Annotated in this window: 15 protein-coding genes and 1 tRNA gene; 4 read left to right on the top strand and 12 right to left on the bottom strand. The window is 67.3% G+C overall.

Translation table 11 applies throughout. The annotated features are described in order from the left end of the window. Positions 1–35 precede the first annotated feature (35 nt). From P0Y52_02150 to P0Y52_02165, 4 genes are all read right to left on the bottom strand, one after another. On the bottom strand, positions 36–629 hold the full coding sequence (locus P0Y52_02150; GenBank protein ID WEK58364.1) for a hypothetical protein: 594 nt from the start codon (positions 627–629) through the stop codon (positions 36–38). 181 nt (positions 630–810) lie between these two features. Then, positions 811–1548, bottom strand: a complete 738-nt coding sequence (locus tag P0Y52_02155; GenBank protein ID WEK58365.1) for a hypothetical protein — start codon at positions 1546–1548, stop codon at positions 811–813. Between the two features lie 127 nt (positions 1549–1675). Then, positions 1676–2092 (bottom strand): hypothetical protein, encoded by a 417-nt coding sequence (locus P0Y52_02160; protein WEK58366.1) that lies wholly within the window; start codon positions 2090–2092, stop codon positions 1676–1678. 732 nt (positions 2093–2824) lie between these two features. Beyond that, positions 2825–2914 (bottom strand) — tRNA-Ser (locus tag P0Y52_02165). 147 nt (positions 2915–3061) lie between these two features. On the opposite strand from P0Y52_02165, the gene msrA reads away from it, so the two are divergent. The 3 genes from msrA (at position 3062) to P0Y52_02180 (ending at position 5220) form a co-directional block, all read left to right on the top strand. Then, entirely contained in the window at positions 3062–3724 is a 663-nt protein-coding gene (gene msrA, locus P0Y52_02170; protein WEK58367.1) for a peptide-methionine (S)-S-oxide reductase MsrA, read from the top strand. Then, positions 3724–4065 (top strand): MmcQ/YjbR family DNA-binding protein, encoded by a 342-nt coding sequence (locus P0Y52_02175; GenBank protein WEK58368.1) that lies wholly within the window; start codon positions 3724–3726, stop codon positions 4063–4065. Before msrA ends, P0Y52_02175 begins: the two co-directional genes overlap by 1 nt. Positions 4066–4809: 744 nt before the next feature. After that, a complete protein-coding gene (locus tag P0Y52_02180) occupies positions 4810–5220 on the top strand; it encodes a hypothetical protein (GenBank protein ID WEK58369.1) in 411 nt (136 codons plus the stop codon). 193 nt (positions 5221–5413) lie between these two features. Here P0Y52_02180 and P0Y52_02185 read toward each other — a convergent pair whose 3' ends face one another. From P0Y52_02185 to flgF, 8 genes are all read right to left on the bottom strand, one after another. Then, complete coding sequence (locus P0Y52_02185; protein WEK58370.1) at positions 5414–7210, bottom strand: DUF885 family protein; 1797 nt, start codon at positions 7208–7210, stop codon at positions 5414–5416. Between the two features lie 69 nt (positions 7211–7279). Further along, complete coding sequence (locus P0Y52_02190; GenBank protein ID WEK58371.1) at positions 7280–7780, bottom strand: hypothetical protein; 501 nt, start codon at positions 7778–7780, stop codon at positions 7280–7282. Positions 7781–7788: 8 nt separating this feature from the next. Then, the gene (locus P0Y52_02195; GenBank protein WEK58372.1) at positions 7789–8223 is read right to left on the bottom strand and encodes a hypothetical protein; all 435 of its coding nucleotides are present in this window, start codon (positions 8221–8223) and stop codon (positions 7789–7791) included. Between the two features lie 37 nt (positions 8224–8260). Further along, entirely contained in the window at positions 8261–8728 is a 468-nt protein-coding gene (locus tag P0Y52_02200) for a hypothetical protein (protein WEK58373.1), read from the bottom strand. Positions 8729–8851: 123 nt separating this feature from the next. Continuing rightward, positions 8852–9574, bottom strand: a complete 723-nt coding sequence (gene flgH, locus P0Y52_02205; protein WEK58374.1) for a flagellar basal body L-ring protein FlgH — start codon at positions 9572–9574, stop codon at positions 8852–8854. A gap of 11 nt (positions 9575–9585) precedes the next feature. Further along, complete coding sequence (gene flgA, locus P0Y52_02210; GenBank protein ID WEK58375.1) at positions 9586–10377, bottom strand: flagellar basal body P-ring formation chaperone FlgA; 792 nt, start codon at positions 10375–10377, stop codon at positions 9586–9588. A 3-nt stretch (positions 10378–10380) separates the two neighbouring features. Beyond that, complete coding sequence (flgG, locus tag P0Y52_02215; GenBank protein WEK58376.1) at positions 10381–11169, bottom strand: flagellar basal-body rod protein FlgG; 789 nt, start codon at positions 11167–11169, stop codon at positions 10381–10383. A gap of 17 nt (positions 11170–11186) precedes the next feature. Next, a complete protein-coding gene (flgF, locus tag P0Y52_02220; protein WEK58377.1) occupies positions 11187–11924 on the bottom strand; it encodes a flagellar basal-body rod protein FlgF in 738 nt (245 codons plus the stop codon). 179 nt (positions 11925–12103) lie between these two features. Between flgF and P0Y52_02225 the strand changes: the two genes are divergently transcribed. Continuing rightward, positions 12104–12745 carry a flagellar basal body-associated FliL family protein gene (locus P0Y52_02225; protein WEK58378.1) on the top strand — a complete coding sequence of 214 codons (642 nt, stop codon included), beginning with the start codon at positions 12104–12106 and terminating at the stop codon, positions 12743–12745. Positions 12746–12787 lie beyond the last annotated feature (42 nt).

Below are 12787 nucleotides of genomic sequence, written 5' to 3' on the forward strand. Positions count from 1 at the left end.
CCCCCGGTTGGGGCCGGCCCGATCCGTCTGGTCTATTAAGGAACCGAGACGACGACGGTCAGTTCGCCGGCATAGGTGTCAGCCAGGGCTGCGATGGCCTCGGCGTTGCGGATGCCCACGTTGATCGAGGCGTTCGAGCCGCCCAGGCCGTTGCTGCTGCAGTCCGTGGTCGTGGCGCGGGCCTGGCCGGCCTGGGTGTTGATCGAGGCGCGCGTGATGCTCGGGCGCATGAACAGGGCGTTCACCGAGTTGTAGGCGGCGCTGTCCCAGTAGCCGACCGTGTGGTTCAGCTGGGTGCCGGTGTTCTGGCCGGCCAGGCCGTAGGGATTGGCGCGGCCGTCGCCGGCTCGGCCGAGAACCTGGACCTTGTAGCTGCCGGCGGCGTCGACGTTGGAGAAGACGCAGAACTGGGTGCGGCCGTTGGTGGTGCCGAAGTTGTTCGCCAGGGTGGCGGGATCGATCGTCAGGGTGATGTCGTCCAGGCCGCTGATGCGGACCATCGGGACGACGGTGGCGGTCACGTCGAACGTGCCGGTGCTCGAGGTGGCCGACAGCGCGCCGTCGGTCTGAGCTTGGGCGGCGCCGGCGAACAGGGCGAGCGCCGCTGCGGTGACGATGAGCTTCTTCATGGGGTGTCCCTTTGTTTAATCGGTCAGCGTTATGCCAAACCTTAATGGGTTGCTAACAGGTAAAAAATATTATCGTCAAGCTTAATAGTAAGAATAAAACGTCGCAAAAATGAAGAAATACAGGCAAGTTTAATCAATCTCATAGTAATGAGAGAGTTTAGGCTCTTGGTGTTGCGGTTATTTAGAGCTCGGTCTCACTCATGGAGCCCGATGCGGTTTCGCGAGACTTGATCTTGACGATGTCGTCGCTCGCCGCCATCGGGATGGTCATGGCGTTTCCGGCATAAAGGCGCTGCGCCTCGATCGCGGTGCACTGCGCTTCTTGGTCCTTGGGGACGGGGTTGCGGGGGCAGACCGTGCCTTCGGCGATCAGGATGTTGGAGGTGCCCTTGTTCGTCAGGGTCAGCTCATGTCCGTTGCGGACGACGTCCAGCTGGGCTTTTCCACCCTTGGGGCGCGCGATGACGAGCACGTCATAGGCCGCCATCAGCTTCATGACGATGTTGGGGCTGCCTTCCAGGACCGGTGCGTCGCTTTGAATGACGCCGACCTCGGGCTTGATCATCACACGATAGATGCGGTCGTGCGAAAGGTTCTCGTTCAGCGAGACGAGGCGGATCGACCGCAAGGCGCCGGGTTCCAGCACGAGGCGGTTGGGCGTAACCAAAAGGCCTCGCGCTTCAGGGTCGGCGATAGTGACGCGTTCTTCCGCTTCCGTGCCGGGGTTGAGGATCTCGGCCACGGTCACGTCGATATAGTAACGGTCGTCGCTGTCGTTGCGGATGACCACGTCGCTTCGGCCTGGGCGACCGTCGGTGAACTCAACCCATAGCTTGTCTATGGAAAGATTCGCCGACGCCGCCGTGGCGGCGCAGATCACCACCAGGCATGTTGCAAATGCCGCCAACCGATTGAACAAGCCGCTCTCCCCCTGCAGTCCTGCGCGCGCCCTTTCGGGTGCGTGCTGAAACGGCACAGGTTGAGTGCCGCCTACCCCGGCGAAGCAAGTCGGAGACCAGCCGGCTGGGTCGGGGCGGCTCGCGCGATCAGAGCGTCGAGATCACCAGGGTTCCGGAGTTTGTGGCGGTCGACCCGTCTCCGGCCTTCAGGGTGAAGACGGCGCGATGAAGGCCGCCCTCCTGAGCTGTGCCGAAACGGGACACCTTGAGATCCTGGGAGAGGGAGGTCACGACCAGGCCCTGGGCGTAGGCGGCGTACAGCGACATCTCGCCCGTCTCGCCCGCGCCGATCACAGTCGGCGCATTGATCATGAGGCCTTGGTCGCCCTTAATGGTCCACAACCCGTCAGCCCCGTCCTGCGCCGCCTTCAGTGCCACGCCGATGGGTCCGATCGTGACGCGAACCGAAAAGGCGCCCTGGGACTCCCAGCCAAGGTCGGCGGCCGCAGCCGGCGTGGACAAGGCCGTCGCAAGCGCAGCCACCGCAATCAGAGAGATCTTCATCCAATACGCCTCGGCAAATGGGTCTCGATGTCGCCAGCATGCCTGTCGGGGCGTAACGACGCCGTTAGCCAACGCGGATAAGGGTCTGTTGATAGGCGTGGTTTCCCCTCATTAAGCATGACCATACAGGGGGGCCTGGCGGCCGGGGGCGCAGCAAGCCCCGCCGCGCCTTCGCCTGTGAGGATCGCCAGCGTCGCCACTCGCATAGCTTCAGTCTCAGGCAATGATAGGCCCAGATCATCGCCGCCGTTGAGGATAGCCCGATAGGTTTCCAGCCCTTCGCGAGCCTCAAGGTTGAAGTCCTCGAACCGCCCGGCCGCGAGGTATTCCCCCGCTTCTTCCGCCGGCCGACGAGCGCCCGCGCCATATAGGCATCCATGTCTATCGGCTTGGCCGCCTTGGTTCGACGGCGGGGGCCTTTGCGGTTGCGGCCATAGCGGCGCGCGCCTCATCGAACTCTTGATCCTGAGCGCTCATAGGGCGACATGGCGTCGCTTGGCCTAGGCCCGGTCCGCCGTCCCTAGCGCTTTGGAATTGCTTCCTTGCCGCCGTAGGCCGGGCGAAGGTCCTTGGGGACGATGCAGCGCGTGGAATACCGCCCGCCGACGCGTCGAAAAGGCCAGTCAACACGTCTGCTTTCTCCGTATCGAGTGTAGCAGGCATTCGGCGCCTAACGATTGTAAGTGACTGATTTTGCAACAAGCTCTTTCAGATCAAGAGCTTGTAACGTCGTGGCGGACAGAGAGGGATTCGAACCCTCGGTAGGCTTTCACCTACACACGCTTTCCAAGCGTGCGCGATCGACCACTCCGCCACCTGTCCGTTTCCACGACGTCGCCGTGTAGCCGCCGGACGGTCGATCCAGCGGAGCGAGGCTGATAGAACAGCCTGACCCCCTCGGCAAGCGCCCTGTGAGGCCCCATATGGGGGGAAGTCGATTTTGCCGCTGATTTCTGCGAGATTTTTCCCATGCTGTTCCAAAAGACCGCCGACCTGCCCACCGCCGAGACGGCCCTGCCGGGGCGCGAGGCGCCGCTGCCGACGGATGCGACTCACTTTGTGCTGGGTCATGCGCTGAAGGGGCCGCATCCCGAGGGCTTCGAGACGGCTGTGTTCGGCATGGGCTGTTTCTGGGGCGTGGAGCGGGTCTTCTGGCAACTGCCGGGCGTCTGGGTCACGTCGGCGGGCTATGCGGGCGGGATCACGCCCAACCCGACCTATGAAGAGGTCTGCTCGGGCCGGACGGGCCATGCCGAGGTGGTGCAGGTGGTGTTCGATCCCAAGGTCATTTCCTATGGTGATCTGCTGAAAGCCTTCTGGGAGAACCACGACCCGACGCAGGGCATGCGCCAGGGCAACGACCAGGGCACACAGTATCGCTCGGCCGTCTATACGCTGAACGCGGCGCAGCAGGCTGAGGCCGAGGCCTCGCGCGACGCCTATCAGGCGGCGCTGAGCGCGGCGGGCAAGGGGACGATCACGACCGAGATCGAACCGGCGGGCCCTTATTATTTCGCCGAGGACTATCACCAGGGCTATCTGGCCAAGAACCCGGCCGGATACTGCGGCATCGGCGGGACCGGCGTGGTCTGCCCGATCGGCATCGGCGTCACCATGGGCGCTGGGGCCTGATGGACCGGGCGGGGGTCGGCCAGGTTTGCCTGGCGCTGCCGGGGGCGACGCTGGACCATCCGTTCGGCGACGACCACGACGCCTACAAGGTCGGCGGCAAGATGTTCGTCATGGTGGGGGCGACCGGCGGGGTGTCGTTCAAGGTCTCGGACATCGCCTATGAGGTGCTGACCGAGAGCGGTCTGGCGCGACCGGCGCCCTATATGGCGCGCGCCAAGTGGGTGAACCTGCCGCAGATCGACGACTGGGCGGACGAGGACCTGGCGGACCATATCCGGTCGGCGCACGCCATCATTGTCGGCAAGCTGACGAAGAAGGCGCGGGCGGATCTGGGGCTTTAGGGCTCCGCCGCTTTCCTCCCTGTCGCGAAGCGATGGGGAGGCGCCGCGGGGGCGAAGCGCCGTGACGGTAGGGGCGCGCCATCATTGTCGGCAAGCTGACGAAGAAGGCGCGGGCGGATCTGGGGCTTTAGGGCTCCGCCGCTTTCCTCCCTGTCGCGAAGCGATGGGGAGGCGCCGCGGGGGCGAAGCGCCGTGACGGTAGGGGCGCGCCGAAAATGGTAGAGGGCGGCGTCGCCCCCTCCACCGCTACGCGGTCCCCCTCCCCATGACATGGGGAGGAAAGGGGAGGCGGATTGTACGGTGCGGCGAAAAAAACAGTCCAATTGGTGCAATGGCGGCAAGGCGCGCCGATCCGGCGTCGGTCGGGGCGGGGAGCGGCCGGGGGTCCTGAACGGACCGTGGCGGGCGGCGATGTCAAAGAACGCGCGCAGCCTAGCCGGGGTCTGAACCAGGGCGAGCAAATGGCCTCTGGCGAGCAAGAGCTTGTTGAGATTCAGGTGGTTGAGGGTTGCGGATGCGATGGCTGGCGGCGGACCGCATCAGCGCGCACGCCATCATGGTCGGCAAGCGAACTCCTGGGGCCGTAGAGCGTCGTCGCGGACGACCTGCTTGGCGTCCTGAAAGCGGACCCACCGAATGTCCGCTGAGGGTGGAAAGCGGACACGGACAATGCTCAGTTTAGGCATGGCCAATGCATCTCTCTTTCGCAGTCGGACGTTGCTCAGGGTTGGGCGCGCGGTAGCCATGCTGGCCTTGTTGGGCTGCGCAGACGAGGGCGACTACGGTTTGCCCGGCCACTGGTTTCCGACGGAGATCAACGGCCAGGACGTCACCGGATCTAGCGTGGAGCTTTGGCTCGACAATATTGAGACAACCAATCTCACGCCCACCGCTTACGAACTACGCCTCGGCTGCGCGGATGCGGGTCGATGGGATTCGAAGCGGGAACTGCTGGTCAGCGACGCCATGTACGCGGGCCGCATGCCTCAGGATCAATGCCAATCTGCGGACGCGCCCCGTCTGGACGCCCTGCGTCGCATGACCCACGAAGGGGTCACGATTGCCGTGGATGCGGAGACCTACGAGGTCAGCTTTTCGACCGCATCAGGACAATCGGCCCGCTTCACCTACTTCCCTTCGCCCGTTGTCGACTAGCTGTCCGTGACCCTTCTGGCGCGCTGATCTATGACGACCGCTGGATCGATGGAGGCAAATGGAGCTTTAGGTCTGGTGAGCTTGCGGCCTTAACGAAGGCCACCAACCCGTTACGATGAACGTCCGCAATGGGTCGATTTCGGGGCGAGCCTCTTCCTCCCCGTCGTGGCGGGGAGGAAGGGTCGTGGGCGGCCTATTTGGCTTTTTGCTCGGCGATCCAGCGGTCCATGCGGGCGTCGAGCAGGTCCAGCGGCAGGGGGCCGTCGACCAGGAGGGCGTCGTGGAAGGTGCGGACGTTGAAGCGGTCGCCCAGTTCGCGTTCGGCCTTCTGACGGATCTGGCGCAGGCGGATCTCACCGATCTTGTAGGCCGTGGCCTGGCCCGGCCAGCCGATGTAGCGCTGCAGCTCGGTCTCGATGTTGTGCGGGGCCAGGGCCGAGTTGTCGCGGAAGCAGGCGCGGGCCTGTTCCGTGGTCCAGCCCATCCAGTGCAGGCCGGTGTCGGCCACCAGGCGGCAGGCGCGCCACATCTCGTAGCTGAGACGGCCGAAGCGTTCGTAGGGGGTGCGGTAGATGCCCATCTCTTCGCCCAGGAACTCGGAATAGAGGCCCCAGCCCTCGATGAAGGCGGTCACGTCGGCGCCGCGACGATAGTAGGGCTGATCCGCGGCCTCCTGTTGCAGGGCGATCTGCAGGTGGTGGCCGGGGACGGCTTCGTGGACGGTCAGGGCGGGCAGTTCATAGAGGGGGCGCTGATCCAGCTTGGAGGTGTTGACGATATAGCCGCCGGCGACGCCGTTCTGCATCGAGCCCGAGTTGTAGCGGCCGGTGGTGTAGGTCTCCTCGATCTCACGCGGGACGGGGCGGACGCCGTAGGGCAGGCGCGGCAGGGTCCCGAACAGGGCAGGCAGGCCGTCGTCGGCGCGCTTGGCGATCTCGGAGGCCTTTTCCAGCAGCTGTTCGCGGCTGGTGGCGTAGAATTGCGGATCCGTGCGCAGGAAGTTGAGGAAGCCGGCGAAGTCGCCGGTCCAGCCGGCGGCGCGCATTTCGTCCTGCATCCGGGCGCGGATGCGGGCGACCTCGTCCAGGCCGATCTGATGCACCTGATCCGGGGTCAGGTCGGTGGTGGTGTCGCTGCGAACCATGAAGGCGTAGAGGTCGCGACCGCCGGGACGATGGGTCAGGCCCGGCTCGGTCGGGGCCTTGGGCAGGTAGTCGTCGCGCAGCATGGCCAGCCAGGCCTGGCGGCGGGCGGTGATCGGGCCGTCGATCAGGGCGCGGGCGCGGGCGCGCAGGGCGTCCTGATCCGTCGCCGGGATGTTGCCGGGCAGGGCGGCGAAAGGCTGCATCAGCACATCGCCGTCTGGGCCGGGCGTCACGTCGCGCTGAGCCTGACCCAGGGCGCTTTCGACCACGGAGCGGGCCTGAATGAGGCCGGTCGACAGGCCGCGGCGGGCGTTGGCGACGCCGGCGTCGTAATAGGCGGGGGCCGCCTCCAGTCGGGCCAGCCAGGCCTCGGCGTCGGCGCGGTTGGCGATGCGGGTCGAACTGGCCAGATAGGACAGGGTCTGGCCGGGGCCGCCCTCGGAATCAAAGGCCAGGCGCGACGGGTCCAGATTGATCCGCTCCAGCTCGCGGGCGATCAGATAGCGGGAGAAGGCTTGGTTCAGCCGCTGGTCCGCGTCGAGCGCGGCGGGATTGATGGCGTCCAGCCGGGTGAGCAGGGCCTGAAGCGGGACCTGACGCGCCAGGTCGCCGGCGCGGCTGGGGTCGGGCAGGCGCGACAGGGCGTCACGGTCGCCGTCCATGCCCGAACTGATCGGATCGACGCGGCGGAGGTAGGCCTCGTAGTCGGTCAGAACGCCGGCGAGGGCCGCGGCGGCGGGCGAGGTGGCGGTGGCGGCGGGGCGCGGCGGGGCGCTCTCGGCCAGAGCCGGCGTCGCCGTCATGAAGGCCGCGAGCGCCGCCCCGATCAGAAATTGCTCGTCCATACTGTCCTCCCTCAAGCGGGAGGGAGGAGACAGGGCCGAAGGCGGACGGTCAAGCTGTCTCGGCGGGCGTCAGCCGCAGAGGGTGAAGAAGCGGTCGATCTGTTGATCCGAGCCGCGCTGGGCCACAAGCGGCGTGCGGTAGTCGGGGCCATAGGTCGCCAGCCAGCCCAGCTTGCGGAAGCGCAGGAAGACCGGGTCGCTGGTGCGGGCGACGGCGGTCAGGTCGAGGCCGTCGTGCATGGCCGAGGGCTCGGCCTTGGCGGGATAGGTCTCGGTATCGCCGCCGGATTCCAGGGCGATGACCCTGGGGTGGGCTTCGGGGACGGTCTGCAGGATTTGCAGGGCGCCCGAACCGGGACGGCAGGACAGGTCCAGAGGCACATCGTCGGTCTCGGCCATGCCGTAGGAGAGGCTGGCTTCTTCGGCGTCCTCGTTCAGGTGCCAGTCGTAGCCGGCCACGGGGACGGGCGCGCCGCTGGAGGCGGCGACGAGGTTGGAGCCGACCGTGGGGGCGCAACCCGCGAGGGCGAGCGCCGCGAAAACGGGGGCGGTCCAGACGATCAGGCGCATGGTGGTCCTCAGCCGGTGCAGAGTTCGGCGAACCGGCGCAGCTTGGACAGATTCGCCCGGTCGATCTCTACCGGCGACGACTGTTCGCCGACCGTGACCTGCAATTTCCCATTGGCGAGGAAGGCGGCGAAGACCGGATGGTCGGCGCGCAGCATGGTCTGGAACTGGCCGCGCCGGGGGCGAACCTCGACATTGGCGGAGGCGGCGCCCGAGGTGATGACGGCGATGCCTTCGGCGGGCGGTGCGCCATAGAGGGTCAGCCGCACGATGCTGGAGCCGGGCGCGCACTCCAGCGTGGAGCGCAGGCGAGGGGTGTCGGGAATCTCATTGGCCAGGACCAGGGGACCGTTGTCGGCGTAAAGGGTCCAGGTCCAGGCCTCGGCGGCCGGGGTCGGCGTCGTCTGAAACGTCAGTGCGAGCGCCAGTGCGATCAGTCCAGTCATGGTTCAGCCCCCGCTGATGCGTTCGGGCGGACTTTGGTCAGGCGTGGCTGGAAGCGCAATAGCTGAGGAAGCCCTGCACCATGCGGCGCTCGGCGCGGCTGGCGGTGATCTGGCGGGCGCCGGCGTCGCTCTGGACAGTCAGGCGGCCGCCGCGCGCCAGGCCGGTCAGGGCGGCGTCGGTCAGGGGCAGGCGGGTCTCGAAGGCTTCGCCGTCGGAAAGGGGGTCGATCGGCTGCGGTCCCAGGGCGGCGGGGATCAGGGCGGGGCTTTGCGGCTGGGCGTCGCCATAGACGACGGCGGTCTGATCGCCGGGCGAGCAGGTCAGCATCAGGGCCACCTGATCGGAATCCGGCAGGCCGTAGGCCAGCTTGGCCATCGGCCCTTCGTGCAGCAGATGCCAGCCCGCCGCGCCCTGGCCGGGGGCGGCGGGGGCGGTGGTCAGGGCCTGGCCGGCCAGAAGGGCCAGGCTGACGGCGGCGGCGGCGGGAAGCAGGGACTTCAACATTACAAATCACTCGCGTTCGACAGAGCAAACGCGGGTCGCTTGTTAAGGGTTCACCGCTCCGCTTGCGCGAATGCGACTTGGCGGCCCCCTGTCGCCGGAATCACACGCTTCGCCGAACGCGGATCAGAAGGGGCTGAAGCGCTCCACCAGGGACTGAGCGGCCGGCGTGGACTGCATCCGGCTGATGTCGCCGCGACCGCCGTAGCTGATGCGGGCCTCGGCGATCTGGGTGTGGGCGATGGTGTTGGCCGAAGAGATATCCTCGGGGCGCACGATGCCGGCCACGGTCAGTTCGCGGACCTCGCGGTTGGTGCGCACTTCTTGCCGACCCTGGATGACCATGTTGCCGTTGGGCATGACGGCGGTGACGACGGCGGCGACGGTCAGGTTGACGCGCTCGGAGCGGTTGACGCTGCCCGAGCCCGAGGCGTTGGACTCGCCTTCGGTGCCGATCATCTTGGCCGGATCGAAACCGCCGGGGAAGGCGCGGCCCAGGCTGTTTTCCAGGCCGAAGAAGTTGGTGACGCCGCCCGAGATGGCGTTGCTGCGGGCGCGCTGGGTCGAGTTCTGGGTCTGGGCGCGATCGTTGATGTCGATGTTGACGGTCAGGATATCGCCGACGCGGCGGGCGCGCTGATCGCCGAAGAAGCTGCGGGCGCCGGTGCGCCACAGGCTGTTGGCTGAGGCGGGCGTGGGCGTCGGCAGATAGGCCTGTTCGACCGGAACCAGGGCGGCGGGATAGCCGATAGGGGCCAGGTCGGGGCCCTTCACCGTCTCGGAGATGGTGGAGCAGGCGCCCAGCGAGAGGGCGGAGGCGGCGGCGGCGAGGATCAGGACTTTACGCATGACGGGATCTCTCAGCGGGCGGCGAATTGTTGCGGATTGGCGCGAGCCGTTTGGGCGGCGGGACCGGCGACGGCGCGACCGGGCGCGACGGCGACGGCGTCGATGGTGCGGCCCGACTGGACGTTCAGCACCGGCAGGGCTTCGCCCGCCGAGGCGTTGCGCGTGGCCTTGCCGGTGACGGTCAGCTCGACGCCGCCGACGCTGTAGGCGACCTCGACCATGTCGTTTCGGGCGATGACCTGAGGCGAGGCCAGGTCGCGGCTGGTCACGGCGGCGCCGGCGCGAAGCGCGCGCTTGGCCGACAGACCGACCACCTGATCGGCGTCCTGAGGACCGCCGGCGGGGGCCTGATGCGCCTGAACCGTGGACCAGACGACGTCTTCCGGCTGGACGATGTCGCCGGCGGCCAGGCTGCGGGCATAGGTCAGGACCTCGACCGTGGCGCCGGGGCGCGAGGCCACGGCGGCCCCCACGCTGGCGACGGCAGGGCGGGCCGAGGCGTCCGCTGGCAAGGCGCCGCCTTCGCGGACGACGATGCGGCGCAGGCCCTGGGGGTTGGCCCAGTCGAGACCGGCGCGGCGGGCGGCGGCCTGGATCTGGCTGGCTTCGAAGACGGCGGTGGCGCCGAGGCGCTGGCCGACCACGACGCCCGAGGCGGCGCCCGCGTCGTCGAACAACTCGCCCAGGGTGACGCGGCCGTCGTCGTCGGTCGGGTCGGGCAGCAGGCTGACCGGGCCGGCCAGGGCCGGGGCGGCGAGGGCGGCGAGGCCGAGGGCCAGGATGAGGCTGCGGATCATGGCCATGATCTAGCTCTTCACCTGGGCCGAGACGGACAGCATTTCGTCGGCCGTCTTGATGACCTTGGAGTTCATCTCATAGGCGCGCTGGGCCACGATCAGGCTGGTGATTTCGCTGACCGCGTCGACGTTGGAGGCCTCGGTATAACCCTGCAACAGGTGGCCGTAGCCGGGCTCGTTCGGGGCGCCGATGGTGGCCGCGCCCGAGGCGGCGGTTTCCAGCAGCAGGTTGTCGCCGATGGCTTCCAGGCCGGCCTCGTTGAAGAAGGTCGCCAGTTCCAGCTGACCGACAACCTGCGGCGCGGTCTGGCCCTGGGTCGTGACCTGAACCTGACCCGACTTGGAGATGGTGACGTCGATGGCGTCCTGCGGGATGGTGATGGCCGGTTCGACCGCATAGCCGTCTTCCGTCACCAGCTGGCCCTCGCCGTTCGGGGCGAAGTTGCCGGCGCGGGTGTAGGCGATCTCGCCCGAGGGCATGGTGATCTGGAAGTAGCCCTTGCCGTCGATGGCGATGTCGTAGGGATTGCCGGTGCGGGTGGGGCTGCCCTGTTCGGTGATGCGGTAGACGCTGCCGGCCTTGACGCCGGCGCCGATCTGGATGCCGGTCGGGACGACAGTGCCCTGGGTCGAGGACTGCGAGCCCATGCGTTCGGCGTTCTGATACAGCAGGTCCTGGAACTCGGCCCGCTGACGCTTGAAGCCGACCGTGTTCATGTTGGCGATGTTGTTGGAGATGACCTCGACGTTCAGCTGTTGGGCCAGCATGCCGGAGGTGGCGGTTCTGAGAGCGCGCATCGTTCGGGCTTTCCTTACTAGCCGACCCGGCCCAGCCGCTCGACCGAGCGGCGTGACAGGTCGTTGGCGTTTTCGATCATCTTGGTGACGCGCTCGTAGGCGCGGCTGATCTCGATCAGGTTGGTGATTTCCTGAAGCGTGTTGACGTTCGAGCCTTCCAGCATGCCCTGACGGATCTGCACGTCGGTGGCTTCCGTGGGCTGGACGTTGGAGGTGTTGCGATAGAGGCCGTCGCCGCTTTTCTGCAGCACGGCCAAGGCGTCGAAGCGGACCGCGTTCAGGCGGGCGACGGGCTGGCCTTCCTGACTGATGGTGCCGTCGGCGCCGACGCTGACGGGGCCGCGCTCGGGGTCCAGCGTGATCGGGCCGCCGTCGCCCAGGACCGGCAGGCCCTGCTTGGTGGTCAGCACGCCCTCGGCGTTGGTGGTGAAGCCGCCGTCGCGGGTATAGGCCTGGCCTGCGCCGCTCTGGACCGCGAAGAAGGCGCCTTCGCCCTCGATGGCGAAGTCCAGCGGGCGGCCGGTCTGCTTCATCGAGCCCTGGCCGAAGTCGCGGCCCACGCCCTTGTCCAGCACGAAGCTGGCCGAGGGACGGATGTTGTCGTTGCGGGCGCGCTGGCCGATCTCGGCCCCGACCATCAGCTGTTCGACCTTGAACCCTGTGGTGTCGGCGTTGGCGACGTTGTTCGCCACGATGTCCAGCTCGCGGCGAAGCGTCATCTGACGGGACAATCCGATGTAGGCGGCGTTTTCCACGAGTGCGGCTCCTTCGCCGATCTCGTCGCAACGACCGTGCCAACAGGGTTAATCCAGTCACAGCGGGGATTTGAGCGGAATCGACCCCTCGGGCGCCCGGCAGGATTTGCCGATCGTAAACGCCTCGTTAACCAAAATCGCCTCATCAGAAGGGCTGAGATGATCGGGGCGACGTGCGGATGCTGAAGCTGAAGCTGGGCAAGAAGAAAGACGCGGCGACGGACGACGCCAACCTGCCCGCCGTCACGGACGGCGAGGGCGGCGAAGGCGCGCCCGCCAAGAAGAAGCTGCCCCTGCTGTTCATCATTATCCCGGCGGCCCTGGTCGTGCTGGGCGGCGGCGGGGCGGCGGCCTTCCTGCTGATGAAGCCCAAGCCGGCCGAGGCTGAGGCCGGCGCCGAACACGCCGCGCCGGCCAAGAAGGACGAAAAGGCCAAGAAGGGCGGCGAGCACGGCGGCGGCGGCAAGGAGGGCGAGGCCGATCCGGCGGCGGGCGTGATCGCGGCGGGGCCCGACGGCGTGACCTTCTACACCCTGCCCGACATGATCGTGAACATTCAGTCGCCGGACGGCCGTCCGACCTATCTGAAGCTGAAGCTGACGCTGGAGATGAAGGACGCCGAGCTGGCCAGCCATCTGCAGGGCGAGGCGCCGCGGATGCAGGACATGTTCCAGGGCTTCCTGCGCGAACTGCGCCCCGAGGACCTGGCCGGATCGGCCGGCTCCTATCAGCTGCGCGCCGAGATCCTGCGCCGGGTCAACCTGATCGCCGCGCCGGGCAAGGTGGACGCCGTGCTGATCGAAGAAATGCTGGTGTCCTAGCATGAGCGACACCCTGGCGGCCGACAGCGAACTGGACCCCTT

The sequence above is a fragment of the Candidatus Brevundimonas phytovorans genome (assembly GCA_029203145.1).
Taxonomy (GTDB): Bacteria; Pseudomonadota; Alphaproteobacteria; order Caulobacterales; family Caulobacteraceae; genus Brevundimonas; species Brevundimonas phytovorans.

Excerpts from the sequence above, each read along its gene's own strand:
- P0Y52_02150 (WEK58364.1), bottom strand. The coding sequence starts at position 629 with ATGAAGAAGCTCATCGTCACCGCAGCGGCGCTCGCCCTGTTCGCCGGC.
- P0Y52_02160 (WEK58366.1), bottom strand. The coding sequence starts at position 2,092 with ATGAAGATCTCTCTGATTGCGGTGGCTGCGCTTGCGACGGCCTTGTCC.
- msrA (WEK58367.1), top strand. The coding sequence starts at position 3,062 with ATGCTGTTCCAAAAGACCGCCGACCTGCCCACCGCCGAGACGGCCCTG.
- P0Y52_02175 (WEK58368.1), top strand. The coding sequence starts at position 3,724 with ATGGACCGGGCGGGGGTCGGCCAGGTTTGCCTGGCGCTGCCGGGGGCG.
- P0Y52_02180 (WEK58369.1), top strand. The coding sequence starts at position 4,810 with ATGCTGGCCTTGTTGGGCTGCGCAGACGAGGGCGACTACGGTTTGCCC.
- P0Y52_02185 (WEK58370.1), bottom strand. The coding sequence starts at position 7,210 with ATGGACGAGCAATTTCTGATCGGGGCGGCGCTCGCGGCCTTCATGACG.
- P0Y52_02190 (WEK58371.1), bottom strand. The coding sequence starts at position 7,780 with ATGCGCCTGATCGTCTGGACCGCCCCCGTTTTCGCGGCGCTCGCCCTC.
- P0Y52_02195 (WEK58372.1), bottom strand. The coding sequence starts at position 8,223 with ATGACTGGACTGATCGCACTGGCGCTCGCACTGACGTTTCAGACGACG.
- P0Y52_02200 (WEK58373.1), bottom strand. The coding sequence starts at position 8,728 with ATGTTGAAGTCCCTGCTTCCCGCCGCCGCCGCCGTCAGCCTGGCCCTT.
- flgH (WEK58374.1), bottom strand. The coding sequence starts at position 9,574 with ATGCGTAAAGTCCTGATCCTCGCCGCCGCCGCCTCCGCCCTCTCGCTG.
- flgA (WEK58375.1), bottom strand. The coding sequence starts at position 10,377 with ATGGCCATGATCCGCAGCCTCATCCTGGCCCTCGGCCTCGCCGCCCTC.
- flgG (WEK58376.1), bottom strand. The coding sequence starts at position 11,169 with ATGCGCGCTCTCAGAACCGCCACCTCCGGCATGCTGGCCCAACAGCTG.
- P0Y52_02225 (WEK58378.1), top strand. The coding sequence starts at position 12,104 with ATGCTGAAGCTGAAGCTGGGCAAGAAGAAAGACGCGGCGACGGACGAC.